We start from the raw sequence: 19252 nt of genomic DNA, 5'->3' as shown, positions 1-19252 counted from the left end.
CATGGGAATCTCGCGTCACTACGTCCTCGCCGCCGGTGGTACCGGCGGGCATATGGTCCCGGCTGCGGCGCTGGCCGCCGAATTGTCGCGCCGCGGCCACCGCGTCGCGCTGGTCAGCGACGAGCGCGGGGCGCGCTTCCCCGATTTGTTCGACGGCATCCAGACGCATGTGCTGCCGGCCGGGCGCCTGTCGGGCGGGCCGATCGGCTGGGCGAAGGCCGCGCGGCAGATGTGGCGCGGGCGGGCGATGGCGCGGGAGCTGTACCGGACGTTCAAGCCGGCGGCGGTGATCGGCTTCGGCGGCTATCCGGCGCTGCCCGCATTGCTGGGCGCTTTCGCCGACGGGATTCCGGCGATCGTCCATGAGCAGAATGCGGTGCTGGGCCGCGTAAACCGGCTGGTCGCGGGGCGCGTCGCGGCGATCGCGACCTCCTACGCCGACGTCGCCCGCATTTCGGCGAAGCAGGCCGGCAAGGTGCGGCTGGTGGGCAATCCGGTGCGTACCTCCATCCTCGACATCCGCGAGCGGCCCTATCCGGTGATCGACGAGGACGGCATCTTCCGCGTGCTCGTCACCGGCGGCAGCCAGGGGGCGACCGTGCTGAGCAACGTCGTGCCCGACGGCCTCGCGCTGCTGCCGCTCCACTTCCGCAGCCGGTTGCAGGTGACGCATCAGGCGCGGATCGAGGATATCGACGCGGTGCGCGCCAAATATGCCGAGCACGGCATCCCTGCCGAGACGGCGACGTACCTGCCCGACCTGCCCGAGCATCTGGCGTGGACGCACCTGGTCATCGCGCGTGCGGGGGCATCGACCATCGCCGAGCTGACCGCGGCGGGGCGCCCCGCGATCCTGGTGCCGCTGCCCGGCGCCACCGACGACCACCAGACCGCCAACGCGCGCGAGATTGCCGCGGCGGGCGGCGCGCGGACGATCGCACAGCCACGCTTCACGCCGCAGGAACTCGCCAAGCAGATGCAGAAGCTCGGGCTCGATACTTCCGCGCTCCAGAATGCCGCGGCGCGCGCGAAGGGTTGCGGACGTCCGAAGGCGGCATCGGATCTTGCCGATCTGGTCGAGGGGCTGTCACAGTGAAGGGCGTCGCGACCGACATCGGCGTCATCCACTTCGTCGGGATCGGCGGCATCGGCATGTCGGGCATCGCCGAGGTGATGCACAATCTCGGCTATCAGGTGCAGGGCAGCGACGTCGCCGAGGGCTATGTCGTCGACGGCCTGCGCAAACGCGGCATTGCGGTGACGATCGGCCATGCCGCCGAGAACGTCGCCGATGCTGCGGTCGTGGTCACGTCGACCGCGGTCAAGCGCGGTAACCCGGAGGTCGAGGCGGCGCTGTCGAACCGGATCCCGGTCGTGCGCCGTGCGGAAATGCTCGCCGAACTGATGCGGCTGAAATCGACCGTCGCGGTCGCGGGCACGCATGGCAAAACCACCACCACCAGCATGATCGCCGCGATCCTGGATGCCGGCGGGGTCGACCCGACCGTCATCAACGGCGGCATCATCAACAGCTACGGTTCGAACGCGCGTTTGGGCGCCAGCGACTGGATGGTGGTGGAGGCCGACGAGAGCGACGGCAGCTTCCTGCGCCTCGACGGCACGATCGCGGTCGTCACCAACATCGATCCCGAACACCTCGACCATTACGGCAGCTTCGAAAAGGCGAAGGACGCGTATGTCGAGTTCGTCGAGAACGTGCCGTTCTACGGCGCGGCGCTGCTGTGCCTCGACCACCCGGAGGTGCAGGCGCTGATCCCGCGCGTGCGCGACCGGCGGATCGTGACCTACGGCTTCGCCGCGAGCGCCGACGTGCGCGGCGTCAACGTCACCCCCTATCCCGGCGGCAACCGGTTCGAGGCGATCATCCGCCACCGCGACGGATCGACCCGGTCGATCGAGGGCGTCGACCTGCCGATGCCGGGGCGCCACAACGTGCAGAACGCGCTGGCCGCGATCGGCGTAGCGCTCGAGCTGGGCCTCGACGACGCGACCATCGCCAAGGGCTTTGGCGCGTTTTCGGGCGTGAAGCGGCGCTTCACCAAGGTCGGCGAGGTGGCCGGCGCGACGATCATCGACGATTACGGCCACCACCCGGTCGAAATCCGCGCGGTGCTGTCTGCGGCGCGGGAGAGCGCGCAGGGCCGCGTGATCGCGGTGGTCCAGCCGCATCGTTATTCTAGGCTCGGCAATCTGATGGACGACTTCCAGGGGGCGTTCAACGACGCCGACGTCGTCTATGTCGCGCCGGTCTATGCCGCGGGCGAGGTGCCGGTCGAGGGTGTCGATGCCGATGCGCTGGTCGCCGGGCTGAAGCTGCGCGGACACCGCGCCGCCGCGACCGTGGCGGATGCCGATGCGCTGGCGCAGGTACTGGCGGGCGATCTTTCGGCGGGCGATCAGGTGATCTGCCTGGGTGCGGGCGACATCACCAAATGGGCGGCGGGTTTGGCCACGGCAATCGAGAAGGTGCGGGCGGCATGAGCGATTTCTTCTCCACCGCGATAGCCTTCCAGCAGGAAATCCTGCGCGCGCAGCAGGCGCAGATGGACGCCGCGCAGAAGGCGCTCGACATGGGTCGCCAGATGATGGCCGCGCAGGCCCAATCGCAGAAGGCGGCGAAAGCGAACCTGCAGGCGTGGAACAGATGGGCGTCGCTGTGGGGGTGGAAGTGACGGCAGCCGCCATCCACGATCCGTTCGTTTCGAGCGAAGTCGAGAAACCGGCACCCGGCGCTGGTTTCTCGGCTACGCTCGAAACGAACGGGGATAAGACAGTGCGGGGCAAGCTCACCCCCAACGCTCCCCTCGCCCCGCTGGTGTGGTTCAAGGCGGGCGGCGCGGCGGAGTGGCTGTTCGAGCCTGCCGATGTCGATGATCTCTGCGAATTCCTGCGCGATCTCGACCCGTCGGTTCCGGTCATGGGTCTTGGCCTCGGCTCGAACCTGATCGTCCGCGACGGTGGGGTGCCGGGGGTCGTCGTGCGGCTGGGCAAGGCGTTCGCGAAGGTCGTCGCCGACGAAAATTCGCTGACCTGCGGCGGCGGGGCCAGTGGCATCCTCGTCTCCTCGACCGCGCGCGATGCGGGGATTGCCGGCGTCGAATTCCTGCGCTCGATCCCCGGCACGGTCGGCGGATTCGTGCGGATGAATGGCGGAGCCTATGGCCGCGAAGTTTGCGACGTGCTGACATCGTGCGAGGTCGTGCTGCGCTCAGGCGAGCGGCGGACGCTGGCTCTCGGCGAGCTTGGCTACACCTATCGCCACAGCGCGTTGCCAGATGGCGCGATCGTCGTATCGGCGACGTTTCAGGGAGAACCCGGCGAGCCCTCCGCGATCCAGGCCGAAATGGACCGCATCGCCGCCGCGCGCGAGGCGTCGCAGCCGCTGCGGTCCAAAACCGGCGGATCGACGTTCAAGAACCCCGAGGGGCACAAGGCCTGGGCGTTGGTCGACGCGGCCGGGTGTCGCGGCCTGCGTCGCGGCGATGCGCAGGTGAGCGAGAAGCACTGCAACTTCCTGCTGAACCTCGGGCAGGCGACGAGCGCGGATATCGAGGGGCTGGGGGACGAGGTGCGGGCGAAGGTGAAGGCGCAGTCGAGCGTCGAACTCGAATGGGAAATCCAGCGGGTGGGGGTGGATTCTTCTTCTTCCCCCTCTCCCCATCGGGGAGAGGGGCCGTCACACGCACCGTCCTCTCTGCGAGGCGCCGCCCCCTCTCCCAACCCTCTCCCCGAGGGGAGAGGGCTATGAAGGCCTTGCACGTCGCCGTCCTGATGGGTGGCTGGTCGGGCGAGCGGCCCGTATCGCTGATGTCGGGTGCGGGCGTTGCCGATGCGCTGGAGCAGCGCGGGCACCGGGTGACGCGGATCGACATGGACCGCGACGTCGCCGCGCGGCTGGCGGAGGCGAAGCCCGACGTCGTGTTCAACGCCCTCCACGGCTCGCCGGGGGAGGACGGCACCGTCCAGGGCATGCTCGACCTGATGGGCATCCCGTACACCCACTCCGGCCTCGCCGCGTCAGTGATCGCGGTGGACAAGGTGCTGACCAAGAACCAGCTCGTCCCCCACGGCATCCCGATGCCGGGCGGGCGCATCGTGCGGTCGGAGGAGGTGTTCGCCGGCGACCCGCTGGCACGCCCCTATGTGCTGAAGCCGGTCAACGAAGGCTCCTCGATCGGCGTCGCGATCGTCACTGACGACGGCAATTACGGCAACCCGATCGGCCGCGACGTCGCGGGGCCGTGGCAGGATTTCGCCGAACTGCTGGCCGAACCCTATATCCGCGGGCGCGAACTCACGACCGCGGTGCTCGGCGATCGCGCGCTGGGCGTGACCGAGATCAGCCCGAAGACGGGCTGGTACGATTTCGACGCGAAATACACCGACGGGCTGGCCGATCACGTCTTCCCGGCGCAGATCCCCGACGAGATTGCGGATGCGTGCAAGCGGATCGCCGTCGATGCGCACCGTATCCTCGGTTGCAAGGGCGCGAGCCGCTCCGATTTCCGCTGGGACGACGATCGGGGCGTGGACGGGCTGTTCCTGCTCGAGGTCAACACCCAGCCCGGCATGACGCCCTTGAGCCTCGTCCCCGAACAGGCCGCACATTGCGGCATCAGCTATTCGGAGCTGGTCCAGTGGATCGTCGACGAGGCACTCGGCAAATGAGCCGCGCGCCCGCGAGCCGCACCCTGAAGCGCAAGGCGCAGCCGACGCGCGGGCGCAAGCCTGCGAAGAAGATCGGCCTGATGGACAAGGCGGTCGCCGCGCTGCCGGTCAGCGAACAGACGCTGCGCAAGACCACCGGCTGGTCGATGTTCGCGGTCGCCTGTGCCGTGCTGATCGCGATGGCGTCGTGGCTCGGCATCCCCGGCACGATCGGGACCGCGGTTGCCGAAAGCGTCGGGCGGGCGGGCTTCCGCGTCGAGCAGATCGAGGTGACGGGGCTCAATCGGATGGAGCGGATGACGGTCTATGCCGTCGCGCTCGACCAGCGCAGCCGGGCGATGCCGCTGATCGACCTGTCGGAAGTGCGGTCGCGCCTGCTCGACTATCCGTGGATTGCGGACGCGCGCGTCTCGCGGCGGCTGCCCGACACGCTCGTCATCGACATCGTCGAGCGTGAGCCGGTCGCGATCTGGCAGAGCCAGGGACAGCTGATGCTGATCGATGTGACCGGCAAGCCGCTGGAGCCGGTGTCGCCCGACGCCATGCCCGCGCTGCCGCTGGTGATCGGGGAGGGCGCCAACGAGCGCGAGCCGCAATATCAGGCGCTGATGCAGTCGGCCCCGGCGCTCAAATCGCTGGTGAAGGCGGCCACCTGGGTCGGTGACCGGCGCTGGGACCTGCTGTTCGACAGCGGCGAGCGGCTGGCGCTGCCCGAGGGGGAGGCGGCGGCGGCCAAGGCCTTGGCGAAATTCGCCGAGCTCGACCGTACCGACCGACTGCTGGGCAAGGGATATATCCGCTTCGACATGCGCGATGCGAGCCGGATGGTCTTGCGCATGCCGAGCGGATCGCAGAGCAAGGCGATCACGGGGGAAGGCGCCTGACCGGGCGCGGGGGGAATTTATGGCGAAGGCAGGACCGGAAGGTCTGATTACCGCACTCGACATCGGGTCGTCGAAGGTGTCGGCACTGATCGCGCAGAAAGGCGACGGCGGCGAGCTGGTCGTGCTCGGCACCGGCCAGCGCGAAAGCCGCGGGGTGCAACGCGGCTACATCGCCGACATGACCGCGACCGAGGCCGCAGTGCGCGAGGCGGTCGAGCAGGCGGAGCGGATCGCCGGCATCAACATCGAGGACGTGTGGGTCAGCTTTTCCGCCGGCGGGCTGGTGAGCGACGTGGTGAAGCTGGAAGTCGATCTGGGCGGCCACCGCGTCGAGCAGCAGGACGTCGACGAATTGCTGAACGCCGGGCGCAACGCCATCGACCCCAACGGGCGGATGGTGCTGCACGCCCAGCCGATGCGCTACACCCTCGATGGCCGCAACGGCGTCCGCAATCCCAAGGGGTTGCACGCCGACAAGCTCGGGGTCGATATCCATGTCGTCGCCACCGACGGATCGCCGGTCCGCAACCTCGACCTGTGCGTGCGCTCTGCGCATCTGGAGGTGAAGTCGATCATCGCCGCCCCGGTCGCGACCGGTCTCGCCTGCCTGTCCGAGGAGGAGCGTGAACTTGGCGTCGCGCTGGTCGAGATCGGCGCGGGTGTGACCAACGTCAGCGTCTTCCGCGAAGGCGTGCTCGCCAGCCTCGCGTCGATCGGCATGGGCGCCGCGGACATCACCGACGACATCGCCAGCGCGTTCGGCACCCGCCGCGCGCAGGCGGAGCGGCTTAAGTGCTTCCACGGATCGGCGAACATGAGCCCGCGCGACCATCACGAGATGATCGACGTCGCGCCGGTCAGCCAGGAGGGCGAGGCGGAGGGCACGCGCATCACCCGCGCACAGCTGAACACCGTCATCCGCGCCCGCCTCGAACGGCTGATGGCCGAGGTGCAGAAGGAATTGAAGCGGCTGAACTTCGACGACCCGGTCGGGCGCCAGCTGGTCTTGACCGGTGGCGGCGCGGAGCTGCGCGGGATCGCCGACTATGCGCAGCAGGCGCTGGGTCGCGCGGTCAGGATCGGGCGACCGCGCGGGCTGTCGGCGCTGCCGGAGGCGCATTCTGGCCCGGCGTTCGCGACGCTCGCGGGCCTTGCCACCTTTGCCGCGTCCGACCCGGTCGACCTGCGGTCGATCGAGCCGCGCCACACCGCGGTCACCCGTCCGGGGCGCGTCGGGACATGGGCGGCGCGGTTGTTCTCGGCATTCAAGGCGAATTATTAAGGATTTGCGTCGGCGCGCTCGACTTTGCGCTAGAACCGCGCATCCGTCTGGTGCAGAACGATCGGTAACTATGGTTTGCGCCGGGGACGAGGGGCGCTTGGGAGATTGGGTATGAGCATCGAATTTCTTCCGCCCGAAGTGGACGAGCTGACTCCGCGGATCAGCGTCATCGGGGTCGGCGGCGCGGGCGGCAACGCCATCGCCAACATGATCCGGGCGGAAGTGCAGGGCGTCGAGTTCCTCGTCGCCAACACCGACGCGCAGGCGCTGAAGCAGTCGTCGGCGCCGACGCGCATCCAGCTGGGCACGAAGATCACGCAAGGGCTGGGCGCAGGCTCGCGGCCCGAGATCGGTCGCGCCGCGGCCGAGGAAACGATCGAGCAGGTGCAGAAGTCGCTCGAGGGCGCGCACATGGTCTTCATCGCCGCCGGCATGGGCGGCGGCACCGGCACCGGTGCGGCCCCGGTCATCGCCAAGGCGGCGCGCGATATGGGCATCCTGACGGTCGGCGTTGTGACCAAGCCGTTCGCGTTCGAGGGCAAGCGCCGCGCGCAGTCGGCGGATGCGGGCATCGAGGAGCTTCAGAAGTTCGTCGATACGCTGATCGTCATTCCGAACCAGAACCTGTTCCTGATCGCCAACGCCAACACGACCTTCAAGGAAGCGTTCGAGCTGGCCGACGAGGTGCTGCAGCAGGGCGTGCGCGGCATCACCGACCTGATGGTCATGCCCGGCCTCATCAACCTCGACTTCGCCGACGTCCGCAGCGTGATGCAGGAAATGGGCAAGGCGATGATGGGCACCGGCGAAAGCTCGGGCGACGCCCGCGCGATCGAGGCGGCGCAGAAGGCGATCGCCAACCCGCTGCTCGACGGCGTGTCGATGCGCGGCGCCAAGGGCGTGATCGTGTCGATCACCGGCGGCGACGACATGCGCCTGCTCGAGGTCGACGAGGCCGCGAACCACATCCGCGAGCTGGTCGATCCCGACGCCAACATCATCTGGGGTTCGGCGTTCAACCCGGACCTGGAAGGCAAGATCCGCGTGTCGGTGGTCGCCACCGGGATCGAGGCTTCGGACGAGGTCGCGCCGGCTCCGGTCGCTGAGGCACCGCGCGTGTTCTCGTTCAATGCCCCGCGTCGCAGCGAGACGCCGAGCTTCACGCCCGCCGCGTCGGAAGCCGAGGAGCCCGCTCCGGTGGCCGACGATGCGGACGTCGCAGCACGCTTCGAGGATGCGCCGGTCGAGGATCAGGCACCCGCTGCCGTCGCGGATGAGGACGAGCTGGTGCTCGGTTCGGACGCGATGATGGACGTGCCGCCGTCGGTGACCGCGCCGCACGCCGACGCTGCCCCCGAACCCGCGCCGGAGCCGTCGATCCGCCGTCGCTGGCTGACCGGCGCGAGCGAGGACGATGTGCCCGAGGAGCCGGCGCCCAAGGTCAAGACCGGCGGTACCCTGTTCGAGCGTATGTCCGGTCGCGCGCGTAGCGAGGATTCGCAGGGGTCGGACAAGGAGCCGCTCGACATTCCGCGGTTCCTGCATCGCCAGAACAACCAGTGATGTGACGCGCCGGGCCGGTTTGTCGCCGGTCCGGCTCGCCTCGTCGCCTGCGCGTTCGCCGGACATTGCCGGTTCACGTGCGGCGGCGTCTATCCGCGATCGGCCATGACCCCCATGCACGCCCTGCGCACCGGAATTGCCGCGATCGCCGTCGCGATGGTCGCGGTGCCGTGCGCCGCACAGGAATTCGCGCCGCCGCCGACGCCGACCGCCGATGCACTGGCGGCGCAGATGCGCGTGCTTGCCGCCAATCCGCGCGACGTGTCGGCGCTGATCGTCGCCGCCGACCTCAGCACACGGCTGGGCGATCCCGCCGCCGCTCTGGCGTTCCTCGCGCGGGCGCAGGCGGTCGATGCGGGCAATCCGCGGCTGCTGGCGGGCAGGGCGAACGCCCTGGTCGCGATGGAGCGCCCGGGCGAGGCGCTGCGCCTGTTCGACCAGGCCGAGCGCGCTAACGTCTCGCTGAACCCCTATCTCGCGCAGCGCGGCCTTGCCTATGACCTGACCGGGCAGCCGGGATACGCCCAGCGCGACTATCGCCGCGCGCTGTTGACCGATCACGCCGACGAAACGGTGCGGCGCCTGGCGCTGTCGCTCGGTATTTCGGGGCGCAAGGACGAGGCGATGGCGCTGCTCGACCCACTGCTGCGCAAGAGCGATCGCGCCGCGTGGCGCGCGCGCGCCTGCATTCTGGCGATGAGCGGCGACGTGAACGGCGCGCGCACCATCGCCGCCAGCATGATGAACGGCGGCGCGGCACTGGCGCCGTTCTTCGGACGGTTGCCCTCGCTATCCGCCGCCGACCGCGCCTTTGCGGTGCATTTCGGCGAAATGACGCCGACCGCGGCGCGGATCAACGACGCCCGACTGGCCCCCGCGGTCGCGGCGCTGCCGGTCGAGCCTGCGCCGGTGGCGAAACCCGTGGTAGTCGCCGCCGCGGCGCCGCAGCGCAATTCGGGTCGCGACCGCAGCGGCCGCAACCGCCGCGCGGGTCGGCAGCCGATCGTGGTGGTGAGTGCGCCGATGGCGACGCCGACAGCGGGGGGAGCCGTGGCCAGTCGCCCGCTCGGCACCGCGACCCTTGTGCCGCAACCCGCGCCGGTCATGGCGACGTCGAGCGTGGCGGCTCCCGCAGCGCGGATCTTGGGACAGCCGACGATCACGCCCGCCCCGGTCGCGCCTCAGCCGGCGCCGGTCGCGCTGGCGTCGAACATGGCGGCGCCCGCGGCGTCGCGCCTTGCGGGGCAGCCGACGATCGCCCCGGTGCCGCTCGCATCGACGGCCACCGTTGTGGCTGATGTGCGCGTGCCAGCTTCGACCCAGCCGACGCCGGTCGCGGAGCCGACCGTTGTCGCCGCGCAGCCGGTCGCACGCCCGCCGGTCGAGATCACCACCATCGCCGCGCCGGTGCGTGCCGCGCCCGCGCCCGCCCCAACCGTGACGCCCGCGATGGAGGTCGCGCGCGCGACCCCTGCGCCCGTGGCTGCGACGCCGCGGCCCGAGCCGGCGCGCGCCGCCGTCCGGACGCCCGCCACCGCGCGACGCAACACCGCTCTGCTCGCCTCGATCATCGACGGCATCGACGTGCCGGCGGAGGAACTCGCGCCCGCTCCCGCCGCGCGCAAGGCACCGGCGAAGAAGGTCGAGATCGCCAAGGTCGAGACGAAGAGGCCCGACCCCAAGAAAGCGGACCCCAAGAAGCCCGACCCGAAGAAACCCGATCCCGCCAAGACCGATCCTGCCCGCTGGTGGGTGCAGGTCGCGGGCGGCGCCAACGAGGCCGATCTCGGCAAGGACTGGAAGCGCCTGACCACCAAGTCGCCGACCGCGTTCCGCGGCAAGGCGGCGTACACCACGCCGCTGCGCGCAACCAATCGCCTGCTCGCCGGCCCGTTCAAGGGGCAGGACGACGCAATGGCCTTCGTCAACGCGCTGAAGAAGGATGGCGCCTCGACCTTCGCGTGGCAGAGCGAGGCCGGCCAGAAGATCGAGAAGCTCAGGCCCTGATGCGGGAGGCTGCGCCCTGGGCCGCGACCCCGGAGCGCAGCAAAGGCCGGCTTCACGAGGAACAAAGCGGGTCCGAGCGTGGGCCGCGCGACGCGTTCCAGCGTGACCGCGACCGCATCGTTCACTCGATCAGCTTCCGCCGCCTGCGCCACAAGACGCAGGTGTTCATGGCTCCCGACGGCGACCATTTCCGCGTCCGCCTGACCCACAGCGTGGAAGTTGCCCAAATCGGGCGCACGATCGCCCGCGCGCTCGGCCTGAACGAGGATTTAACCGAGGCTTTGTGCCTAGCACACGACATCGGCCACCCGCCGTTCGGCCATGCCGGGGAGGATGCGCTGGAGGAGGCGCTGCGCGGGCACGGCGGGTTCGACCACAACGGCCACACGCTGCGCGCGTTGACCCTGCTCGATTCGCCCTATCCGCGGTGGGAGGGGCTGAACCTGACGTGGGATACGCTGGAGGGGCTGGCGAAGCACAACGGCCCGGTGGTCGAGCCCGGCTGGGCGCTGGCCGCGGCGAACGCGCAGATGCCGCTGACGCTCGGGGAATGGCCGTCGCTTGAGGCGCAGGTCGCGGCGCTGGCCGACGACATCGCCTATGACAATCACGACATCGACGACGGCCTGCGCGCGGGGTTGCTGAGCCTCGACCAACTGCTCGCAGTCCCGCTGGTCGCGCGCGGGTGGGACGCGGTGCGGGCGCGGTTTGCCGACGTCGCGCCCGAGCGGCTCGTGGGCGAACTGGTGCGATCGCAGATCGGGGCGATGGTCAACGACCTGATCGTGGAGACGCGGGCGGCCATCGGTACGGCGCGGGTTGAAACCGTCGATGACGTCCGCGCTGCCGGCACCGCGCTGGTGCGCTTTTCTGGCGCGATGCGTGAGGACGAGCGCGTGCTGAAGCGGTTCATGTACGCCAACCTGTACCACCACCCGAACCAGCTCGCCGCCGCCGATGCCGCGCGCCGCGTGGTCGCCGGGCTGTTCGCCGCCTACCGTGACGATCCCGCGCGCCTGCCCGCCGAATGGCGCGATCGGCTGCCCGAGGCCGACCCGGATCGCAGCCGCCACATCGCCGATTTCATCGCCGGGATGACCGATCGCTACGCCGTTACCCGCTACCGCGAACACGTGGGCGACATCGCGCTGCCCGAGGGGTTCTGACGCCAGCCGAGGCATCGCCGCGACGAAGCGAGCGCGTGACATACTTCTGCGACAGCGCGCGCCTAGGCCGGTGTCGACAGGAGACGGATCGATGACCGACGCCAGCATCGCGCTCAACCGCTTCGGGCTTGGCGCGCGCCCCGACGATGCGCCGCCCGGCGATGCTCGGCGGTGGCTGGTCGACCAGTTCGACCGGTACGAGCCGCGCGTGTCGGGCGCGCCCACCGCTGCCGCCGCGGCACAGGCGCTCGCCGATTATCAGCAGGCTCGCCAGGCGGTGCGCGCAGAGCAGGGTGGCGCGCGCCCGGGCCAGCGCCGCCGCGCCGCTATGGCAGAGCAAGCGCCGGCGATGGAGGAGGGGGCGGCGATGGCGCCGACCAACCGCCGCCCCGCCGGCCCGCGTCAGGTTGCGGGCGAGGACGCCCAACCCATGTCGGATACCGAGCGCGCGGCGGTGGCGATGCGGCGGCAGGGGCGCGAATTCTACACCCAGTCGGTCGGCCTGCGCATGAACGCCGCGCTCGCCACCCCGACGCCCTTCGTCGAACGGCTGGTGCATTTCTGGGCAAACCATTTCGCGGTGTCGGCGGATGGCATGCGCGTAGTCGGCCTGGCCGGACCGTTCGAGTTCGAGGCGATTCGCCCGCACGTGCTGGGCCGCTTCCGCGACATGCTGTTCGCGGTCGAGCGGCATCCGGCGATGCTGATGTACCTCGATCAGGCGCAATCTGTCGGGCCGAACAGCCCGCTGGCGCAGGTCGCCGCGGCGCGGGCGGCGCGCGGGCAGGGGCAGGGACGCAAGCCCGGCCTGAACGAGAACCTCGCGCGCGAGATCATGGAGCTGCACACGCTGGGCGTCCGCACCGGCTATTCGCAGGGCGACGTCACCGAATTCGCGCGCGCGATGACCGGGTGGACGGTAGCCGGGCTCGGCCGGGGCGGCGGACGGATGGCCGGGACCGATGGTCGCCCCGGCGATTTCGTGTTCGCGCCCCGCCTGCACGAACCCGGCGCCCGCACGATCATGGGGAGGGGTTTTGCGCAGGACGGTCAGGCGCAGGCGGCGGCGGTGCTCGACATGCTCGCCGCGCATCCCGCCACCGCGCGCCATATCGCGACGAAGCTGGTGCGCCACTTCGTCGCCGACGATCCCCCCGCCGCCGCGGTCGCGCGGGTCGAGGCGGCGTTCCTCCAGTCGGGCGGCGACCTGCCGACCATCTACCGCGCGCTGATCGCGTCGCCCGAGGCGTGGGCGACGCAGCCGGCGAAGTTCAAGACGCCTTGGGAATGGTCGGTGTCGACGCTCCGGGCGCTCGGCCTGCGCGAATTCGGCACGCCGCAGACGGTCGGCCTGCTCCAGCAACTGGGCCAGCCGACGTGGCGACCCGGATCGCCTGCGGGATGGGACGATACCGCGCCAAGCTGGGCGGGGCCGGATGCGATCATGCGTCGGGTCGAGGCGGCGGAGCGGTTCGCGACGCGCGCCAACCAGCAGATCGACCCGCGCGCCCGCGCCGCGCAGCTGTTCCCCGGCAGCGCCAGTGCCGCGACCACCCAGGCGATCGCTCGCGCCGAAAGCCCGTCGCAGGGCCTCGCGCTACTGCTCGTCTCACCCGATTTCATGCGGAGATAACGACCATGTTTACCCGCCGCACCTTTGTGTCGACCGGCACGCTCGCCGCGATCGGCGCCGCCTTCGCCCCGCGCATCGCGTTCGCCGCCGCGCCGACCGAGAAACGCTTCGTCTTCATCATTCAGCGCGGCGCCGCCGACGGGCTGCACACGCTCGCGCCCGTCGGCGACCCCGCCTATGCCGCAGCACGCGGCGCATTGGCGCAGGACTTCGCCAGCGCGGCGAAGCTCGACGCGATGTTCGCGCTGCATCCTGCACTCGCCAACACCGCGGCGCTCTACAAGGGCGGCGAGGCGCTGTTCGCCCACGCCGTCGCCTCACCCTACCGCGACCGCTCGCATTTCGATGGCCAGAACGTGCTCGAGAGCGGTGGCAAGGATGCCTACCAGATCAAGGACGGCTGGCTGAATCGCCTGCTGTCGGTGCTGCCGCAGGAGCAGGCTAAGGGCATCGCGGTTGCCGCGACCGTGCCGATGGCGCTGCGTGGCAAGGTGGAGGTCGCGTCCTACGCCCCCTCGGCGCTGCCGGATGCATCCGACGATTTGCTCGCGCGCGTGACGCAGCTCTATGCCGGCGATGCGCAGCTGCACGCGCTTTGGGAACAGGCGAACGCCACGCGCGCGCTGACCGGCGATCTGGCCGCGGACAATGGCCGCAACGCCGCCGCGACCGGAGCGCTCGCCGCGCGGCTGCTCGCGCCCGCTGATGGCGCGCGGATCGCGATGATCGAAACCGGGGGCTGGGACACGCATTCGGGGCAGAGCGGGCGGCTGGCCGCGCAGTTGCGCGGGCTCGACGCGATGATCGGCGCGATCAAGACGGGGTTGGGGCCGCTCTGGAAGGACACGATGGTGCTGGTCGCGACGGAATTCGGGCGCACCGTCGCGGTCAACGGCACTGGCGGCACCGACCACGGCACGGCGTCGGCGGCGATGCTGCTCGGCGGCGGCGTGAAGGGCGGGCGGGTGATCGCCGACTGGCCGGGTCTGGCGCCCGCGAACCTCTACGAAGCCCGCGACCTGAAGCCGACCGCCAGCCTCGACGGCGTCATCGCCGGCGCGACCGCGGCGCATTTCGGTGTCGACCCCGCGCGCATGACCGCGGCGCTGTTCCCGGCGGCGGGGCCGGTGCGCGCGGTGGAGGGGCTGACCCGCAGCGTTTGACCCAGTGTTCTTTGCCGGCGCCTTGGGCTAGGGGCGCGGGCATCATGACACTCTACCCACGCTTCGCCGCCCATATCGATTCCGCCCTCGACGCGCTCGTCGCCGCCGGCACGCTGCCCGCCGGGCTGGAACGCCGTGCCATCACCATCGAGCCGCCGCGCGATGCCTCGCACGGCGATCTCGCCACCAACGCTGCGATGGTGCTCGCCAAGCCTGCGGGCACCAACCCGCGGGCGCTGGCCGAGGCGCTGTCGGGCGAACTAGCCAAGGTCGCCGGCGTGTCCGCGGTGTCGGTGGCGGGGCCGGGGTTCATCAACCTCTCCCTCGATGACGCGACATGGCGCGACGAGCTGTCGGCGATCGCCGATGCCGGCGCCGATTATGGCCGCTCGACCGCGGGGCAGGGCGTCACCGTCAACATCGAATATGTCTCGGCCAACCCGACCGGCCCGATGCACATGGGCCATTGCCGCGGCGCGGTGGTCGGCGACGCACTCGCCAGCCTGCTCGAATTCGCCGGGCACAAGGTGATCCGCGAATATTACGTCAACGATGCCGGCGGTCAGGTCGACGTACTCGCCCGCTCGGTCCACCTGCGCTACCGCGAGGCGCTGGGCGAGACGGTCGAGATTCCGGAAGGGCTGTACCCGGGCGACTATCTGGTACCCGTCGGCCAGGCGCTCGCCGCCGAATTCGGCGACCGCTATGTCGCCGCGCCGGAGGACGAATGGCTGCCGCTGTTCCGCACCCGCGCGGTCGCGGCGATGTTGGTGCTCATTAAGGCCGATCTCGCGCTGCTCGGCATCCACCACGACCTGTTCTCCTCCGAAGCGGAATTGCAGGCAGCGGGCAAGCCCGAAGCGGCGGAGGCCGAGCTCCGGTCGCGCGGGCTCGTCTACGACGGCGTGCTCGAGGCACCGAAGGGCGAGACGCCCGAGGATTGGGAGCCGGTCGAGCTGCCGCTTTTCCGATCGTCGCAGTTCGGCGACGATCAGGATCGGCCCATCAAGAAGTCGAACGGCCAGTGGACCTATTTCGGCGCCGACCTCGCCTATCATTTCCAGAAGGCCGAGAGCGCCGACCAGCTGATCGACATCTGGGGCGCCGACCACGCCGGCACCGTCAAGCGCATCGTGGCCGCGGTGCAGGCGCTGACCGGCGGCAAGACGCGGTTCGACGTGAAGCTCGTCCAGATGGTCCGGCTGCTGCGCGCCGGCGAGCCGGTGAAGATGTCCAAACGCTCTGGCAATTTCGTGACGCTCGCCGATGTGGTGCGCGAGGTCGGGAAGGACGTCGTCCGCTTCACGATGCTGACGCGCAAGGCCGACGCGCAGATGGATTTCGACTTCGCCAAGGTGGTCGAGGCGTCGAAGGACAATCCGGTCTTCTACGTCCAATACGCCCACGCCCGCGTCCATTCGCTGCACCGGCGTGCGGTAGAGGCCGGGATCGTGCTGCCCGAGACAGTCGATCTGTCCCAGCTTGGCACGGCGGAGCTGGCGCTGGTGAAGCGCGCGGCGCAGTTTCCGCGGTTGGTGGAGGCGGCAGCAGCGGCGCGCGAGCCGCACCGGATCGCCTTTTATCTCTATGACTTGGCCGCGGAATTTCACGCTCTGTGGAACATGGGCAATGACGATCCGTCGCGCCGCTTCCTGATCGCCGAGGACGCAGGGCTGACCGCCGCGCGACTTTTCTTGGCGGACGCGATCGGGCAGATTATCCGCAATGGCCTGGCTGTCATGGGGGTGGCGGCCGTCGAGGAGATGGGCGGATGAACACGACGACCGATGGCGAACAGCCGGCCTTTGCCGAGGACGATCGGCTGCCGTGGCTCGAATCCGCCGAGGACGAGTATCGTGAGGGGCCATCGGCGGGTCGCGTCATCGGGCTGATCGTCGCCGGGCTGGTCGTGATCGCCGCCGCGATCTGGGGCTTCAACTATTTCCGCACGCACCGCGCCGCCACCGGATCGGGCGAGCTGATCGCCGCGCAGGAAGGCGACTATAAGGTCAAGCCTGACGAACCCGGCGGGATGAAGGTCGATGGCGAGGGCGACAGCGTGTTCCGCGCGTCCGAAGGCGCCAAGGCCGACGGCACGATCAACACCCGCGCGGTGCCCGAGGCACCGGTCGCCGGCAAGACCGCCAAGCCCGCGCCGAAGGCCGGGGCGGGCAGCGCCACCGTCGTCGCCAACGTCCCTGCCGCGGGCGGGCGGCTGACCGCGCAGGCGCCGGCGATGCCGACCATCCGCGCCAGCAAGGACGGCAGCGGTAGCGCGCTCGTCCAGCTCGGCTCGTTCCCGAGCGAAGCCGCCGCCAACGCCGCCTGGGACGCCTCGTCGAAGCGGTTCGGCTACGTCGCCTCGCTCGGCAAGTCGATCGAGAAAGCCGACGTCAACGGGCGCACCGTGTACCGGCTGCGCGTGAACGCCGGCAGCAACGGCAATGCGAACACGATCTGCGGCAAGCTGAAGGTCGCGGGCGAGGCCTGTTTCGTTCCCAACTGACAAGGCCGATCGGGGGCGATAGGATGCGGGCATGAAGCCTGTCATCTTCGGCCTGTCCGGCCTGTCGCTTACCTCCGACGAACGCGCCTTTTTCGCCGAGGCCGACCCGCTCGGCTACATCCTGTTCGGGCGCAACGTCGAGACGCGGGCGCAACTGCGCGCGCTGACCGACGAGTTGCGCGCTCTGTCCGGGCGCGACGATCTGCCGATCCTGATCGATCAGGAGGGCGGGCGCGTCGCGCGGATGAAGCCGCCCGAATGGCCCGCCTTTCCCGCCGGCCCGGCGTTCGACGCGCTCTACGAAACCGCGCCGATGTCGGCGATCGCGGCGGCCAAGGCGAACGGTCAGGCGCTGGGCGCGATGCTGGCGGACGTCGGGATCACCGTCGATTGCGCGCCGCTGCTCGACCGCCGCTTCGACGGCACCGTCGCCGCGATCGCCGACCGCGCGTTCGGGGGCGATGCGATGCAGGTGGCGGCGCTTGGCCGTGCGACGCTCGACGGACTTGCCGCGGCCGGGGTCGTCGGCGTCGTCAAGCACATGCCCGGCCACGGACGCGCGGTGGTGGACAGCCATTACGAACTGCCCGTCGTCCACGCGAGCGACGCCGAGCTGGAGGCGGACATCGCCCCGTTCCGCACGCTCGCGCCCCATGCCGTGATGGGCATGACCTGCCACCTGGTGTTCGAGGCGTGGGACCGGGCCAACCCCGCCACCCTGTCGCCCACCATCATCGCCGACGTGATCCGCAGGCGGATCGGGTTCGACGGGCTGCTGATGACCGACGATATCGACATGAAGGCGCTGTCGGGCACTGCGGGAGACAAGGCCGCGGGCGCGATCGCCGCGGGGTGTGACGTCGTGCTCGACTGCTGGGCGCGCATGGACGAGATGCACGACATCGCCGACCGGCTGGGCGAGATTTCCGACGTGTCGCGCGCGCGCCTCGACCGGGCGATGGCGAGCGTCACGCGCAGTTTCGACGGCGACATCGCCGAACATGTCGCCAAGCGCGACGCTCTGCTGGCGCTGGCGTGAACGGCGGCGACGCCGACACGCTGACGTTGGACCTTGAGGGGTGGGAGGGGCCGCTCGACCTTCTGCTGACGCTCGCGCGCACGCAGAAGGTCGATCTCAAGGCGATCTCGATCCTGGCGCTGGTCGAGCAATATCTCGCCTATATCGCCGGCGCGCGCGACCTGAAGCTGGAGGTCGCCGCCGACTATCTCGTGATGGCGGCGTGGCTCGCGTACCTGAAGTCCGCGTTGCTGCTGCCCCGCAACCCGGAGGAGACGCCGAGCCCCGAGGAGCTGGCGCTGAAGCTGCAACTGCGGCTGGAGCGGCTGAGCGCGATGCGGGAGGCCGGCGCCCGGCTGATCGCCCGCGACCGCATGGGCCGCGACGTGTTTCCGCGCGGATGCCCTGAGGGATTGCGCACGGTACGCCAGACGCAGTGGCACGCCGAAATCTATGATTTGATCGCGGCTTACGGTCGCATCAGCGCGCGCACCCGCCCGGTGATGCATGTCGTCGCCGACCGCGATGTAATGACCCTCGACGTCGCCATTGCTCGCGTGTCCGAGCTGATCGGCATCCGCATCGACTGGTCGACGATCGAGAGTTTCCTGCCCCACGGCGCGAGCGGCAGCTATCGCCGCTCGGCGCTCGCCTCCAGCTTCGTCGCGGCGCTCGAGCTCGCGCGGCAGGGACGCATCGATCTGCAGCAGGCATCGGCGTTCGCGCCGCTCTACCTTCGCGCGGCGGTATCGTGACGCCCGCCGAATCGCTCGCCCGCGCAGTCGAGGCGGTGCTGTTCGCAGCGGACGCGCCGATGAGCGTCGCCGACATCCGCCTGCATGTGGGTACGGAAGCGGACGTGGCCGCCGCGCTTACGCGCCTCGGCGAAATCTATGCCGGTCGCGGCATCGAACTGGTCGAGCGCGGCGGGCGCTGGCACTTCCAGACCGCAGCCGACCTCGCGCACCTGCTGCGCCGCGACCGCGAGGACAGCCGCAAGCTGAGCCGGGCGGGGATCGAGACGCTGGCCATCATCGCCTATCACGAACCCGTCAGCCGCGCCGAGATCGAGGCGATCCGCGGAGTGCAGATCTCGAAGGGGACGCTCGACGTGCTGATGGAGGCGGGCTGGATCCGCCCCGCCGGGCGCCGCGAAGTGCCGGGGCGGCCGCTCACCTATGCGACCACCGCGGGCTTCCTCACCCACTTCGGCCTCGCCACCCGCCGCGACCTGCCCGGCATCGACGATCTGCGCGCGGCGGGGCTGCTCGATCCGGTTGACCTCGCCTTCGAGAATGCCGTGGAAAATAACGTCGATGACGCCTAGATAACGGTCAACCG

17 protein-coding genes are annotated in these 19252 nt (G+C 70.1%); all 17 read left to right on the top strand.

What is annotated here, in order from left to right; translation table 11 throughout:
- Position 1: 1 nt before the first annotated feature.
- The 17 genes from murG (at position 2) to scpB (ending at position 19238) form a co-directional block, all read left to right on the top strand.
- Positions 2 to 1096, top strand: coding sequence for an undecaprenyldiphospho-muramoylpentapeptide beta-N-acetylglucosaminyltransferase (gene murG, locus M9980_RS06920; RefSeq protein WP_250754719.1), 1095 nt, complete (start codon positions 2 to 4; stop codon positions 1094 to 1096).
- Positions 1093 to 2502, top strand: coding sequence for a UDP-N-acetylmuramate--L-alanine ligase (murC, locus tag M9980_RS06915; RefSeq protein ID WP_250754717.1), 1410 nt, complete (start codon positions 1093 to 1095; stop codon positions 2500 to 2502). Before murG ends, murC begins: the two co-directional genes overlap by 4 nt.
- Positions 2499 to 2693, top strand: a complete 195-nt coding sequence (locus tag M9980_RS06910) for a hypothetical protein (RefSeq protein WP_250754715.1) — start codon at positions 2499 to 2501, stop codon at positions 2691 to 2693. The genes murC and M9980_RS06910 overlap by 4 nt, the downstream gene beginning before the upstream one ends.
- Entirely contained in the window at positions 2666 to 3769 is a 1104-nt protein-coding gene (gene murB / locus M9980_RS06905; protein WP_250754714.1) for a UDP-N-acetylmuramate dehydrogenase, read from the top strand. Before M9980_RS06910 ends, murB begins: the two co-directional genes overlap by 28 nt.
- Positions 3766 to 4689 (top strand): D-alanine--D-alanine ligase, encoded by a 924-nt coding sequence (locus M9980_RS06900; RefSeq protein ID WP_250754712.1) that lies wholly within the window; start codon positions 3766 to 3768, stop codon positions 4687 to 4689. The genes murB and M9980_RS06900 overlap by 4 nt, the downstream gene beginning before the upstream one ends.
- Positions 4686 to 5573 carry a cell division protein FtsQ/DivIB gene (locus M9980_RS06895; RefSeq protein ID WP_250754710.1) on the top strand — a complete coding sequence of 296 codons (888 nt, stop codon included), beginning with the start codon at positions 4686 to 4688 and terminating at the stop codon, positions 5571 to 5573. The genes M9980_RS06900 and M9980_RS06895 overlap by 4 nt, the downstream gene beginning before the upstream one ends.
- Positions 5574 to 5592: 19 nt before the next feature.
- Positions 5593 to 6855, top strand: coding sequence for a cell division protein FtsA (ftsA, locus tag M9980_RS06890; RefSeq protein ID WP_250754708.1), 1263 nt, complete (start codon positions 5593 to 5595; stop codon positions 6853 to 6855).
- A 111-nt stretch (positions 6856 to 6966) separates the two neighbouring features.
- Positions 6967 to 8418, top strand: coding sequence for a cell division protein FtsZ (gene ftsZ, locus M9980_RS06885; protein WP_250754706.1), 1452 nt, complete (start codon positions 6967 to 6969; stop codon positions 8416 to 8418).
- Positions 8419 to 8532: 114 nt separating this feature from the next.
- Complete coding sequence (locus M9980_RS06880) at positions 8533 to 10425, top strand: SPOR domain-containing protein (RefSeq protein WP_250754704.1); 1893 nt, start codon at positions 8533 to 8535, stop codon at positions 10423 to 10425.
- Positions 10425 to 11591 (top strand): deoxyguanosinetriphosphate triphosphohydrolase, encoded by a 1167-nt coding sequence (locus M9980_RS06875; RefSeq protein WP_250754703.1) that lies wholly within the window; start codon positions 10425 to 10427, stop codon positions 11589 to 11591. The genes M9980_RS06880 and M9980_RS06875 overlap by 1 nt, the downstream gene beginning before the upstream one ends.
- Before the next feature lie 91 nt (positions 11592 to 11682).
- On the top strand, positions 11683 to 13224 hold the full coding sequence (locus M9980_RS06870) for a DUF1800 domain-containing protein (protein WP_250754701.1): 1542 nt from the start codon (positions 11683 to 11685) through the stop codon (positions 13222 to 13224).
- Between the two features lie 5 nt (positions 13225 to 13229).
- Entirely contained in the window at positions 13230 to 14387 is a 1158-nt protein-coding gene (locus M9980_RS06865) for a DUF1501 domain-containing protein (RefSeq protein ID WP_250754699.1), read from the top strand.
- 44 nt (positions 14388 to 14431) lie between these two features.
- The gene (gene argS / locus M9980_RS06860) at positions 14432 to 16162 is read left to right on the top strand and encodes an arginine--tRNA ligase (RefSeq protein ID WP_250754697.1); all 1731 of its coding nucleotides are present in this window, start codon (positions 14432 to 14434) and stop codon (positions 16160 to 16162) included.
- Positions 16159 to 16893, top strand: a complete 735-nt coding sequence (locus tag M9980_RS06855) for an SPOR domain-containing protein (protein ID WP_250754695.1) — start codon at positions 16159 to 16161, stop codon at positions 16891 to 16893. The genes argS and M9980_RS06855 overlap by 4 nt, the downstream gene beginning before the upstream one ends.
- A 31-nt stretch (positions 16894 to 16924) precedes the next feature.
- Positions 16925 to 17932, top strand: a complete 1008-nt coding sequence (nagZ, locus tag M9980_RS06850) for a beta-N-acetylhexosaminidase (protein WP_250754693.1) — start codon at positions 16925 to 16927, stop codon at positions 17930 to 17932.
- Positions 17929 to 18666 (top strand): segregation and condensation protein A, encoded by a 738-nt coding sequence (locus tag M9980_RS06845; RefSeq protein ID WP_250754691.1) that lies wholly within the window; start codon positions 17929 to 17931, stop codon positions 18664 to 18666. The genes nagZ and M9980_RS06845 overlap by 4 nt, the downstream gene beginning before the upstream one ends.
- On the top strand, positions 18663 to 19238 hold the full coding sequence (gene scpB / locus M9980_RS06840; protein WP_422921393.1) for an SMC-Scp complex subunit ScpB: 576 nt from the start codon (positions 18663 to 18665) through the stop codon (positions 19236 to 19238). The genes M9980_RS06845 and scpB overlap by 4 nt, the downstream gene beginning before the upstream one ends.
- Positions 19239 to 19252 lie beyond the last annotated feature (14 nt).

The organism is Sphingomonas donggukensis (assembly GCF_023674425.1).
In the GTDB taxonomy this organism is placed as follows: Bacteria; Pseudomonadota; Alphaproteobacteria; order Sphingomonadales; family Sphingomonadaceae; genus Sphingomonas; species Sphingomonas donggukensis.
Note: the sequence above shows the minus strand (reverse complement) of the source record. Positions and strands in the feature narration are given on the sequence as shown.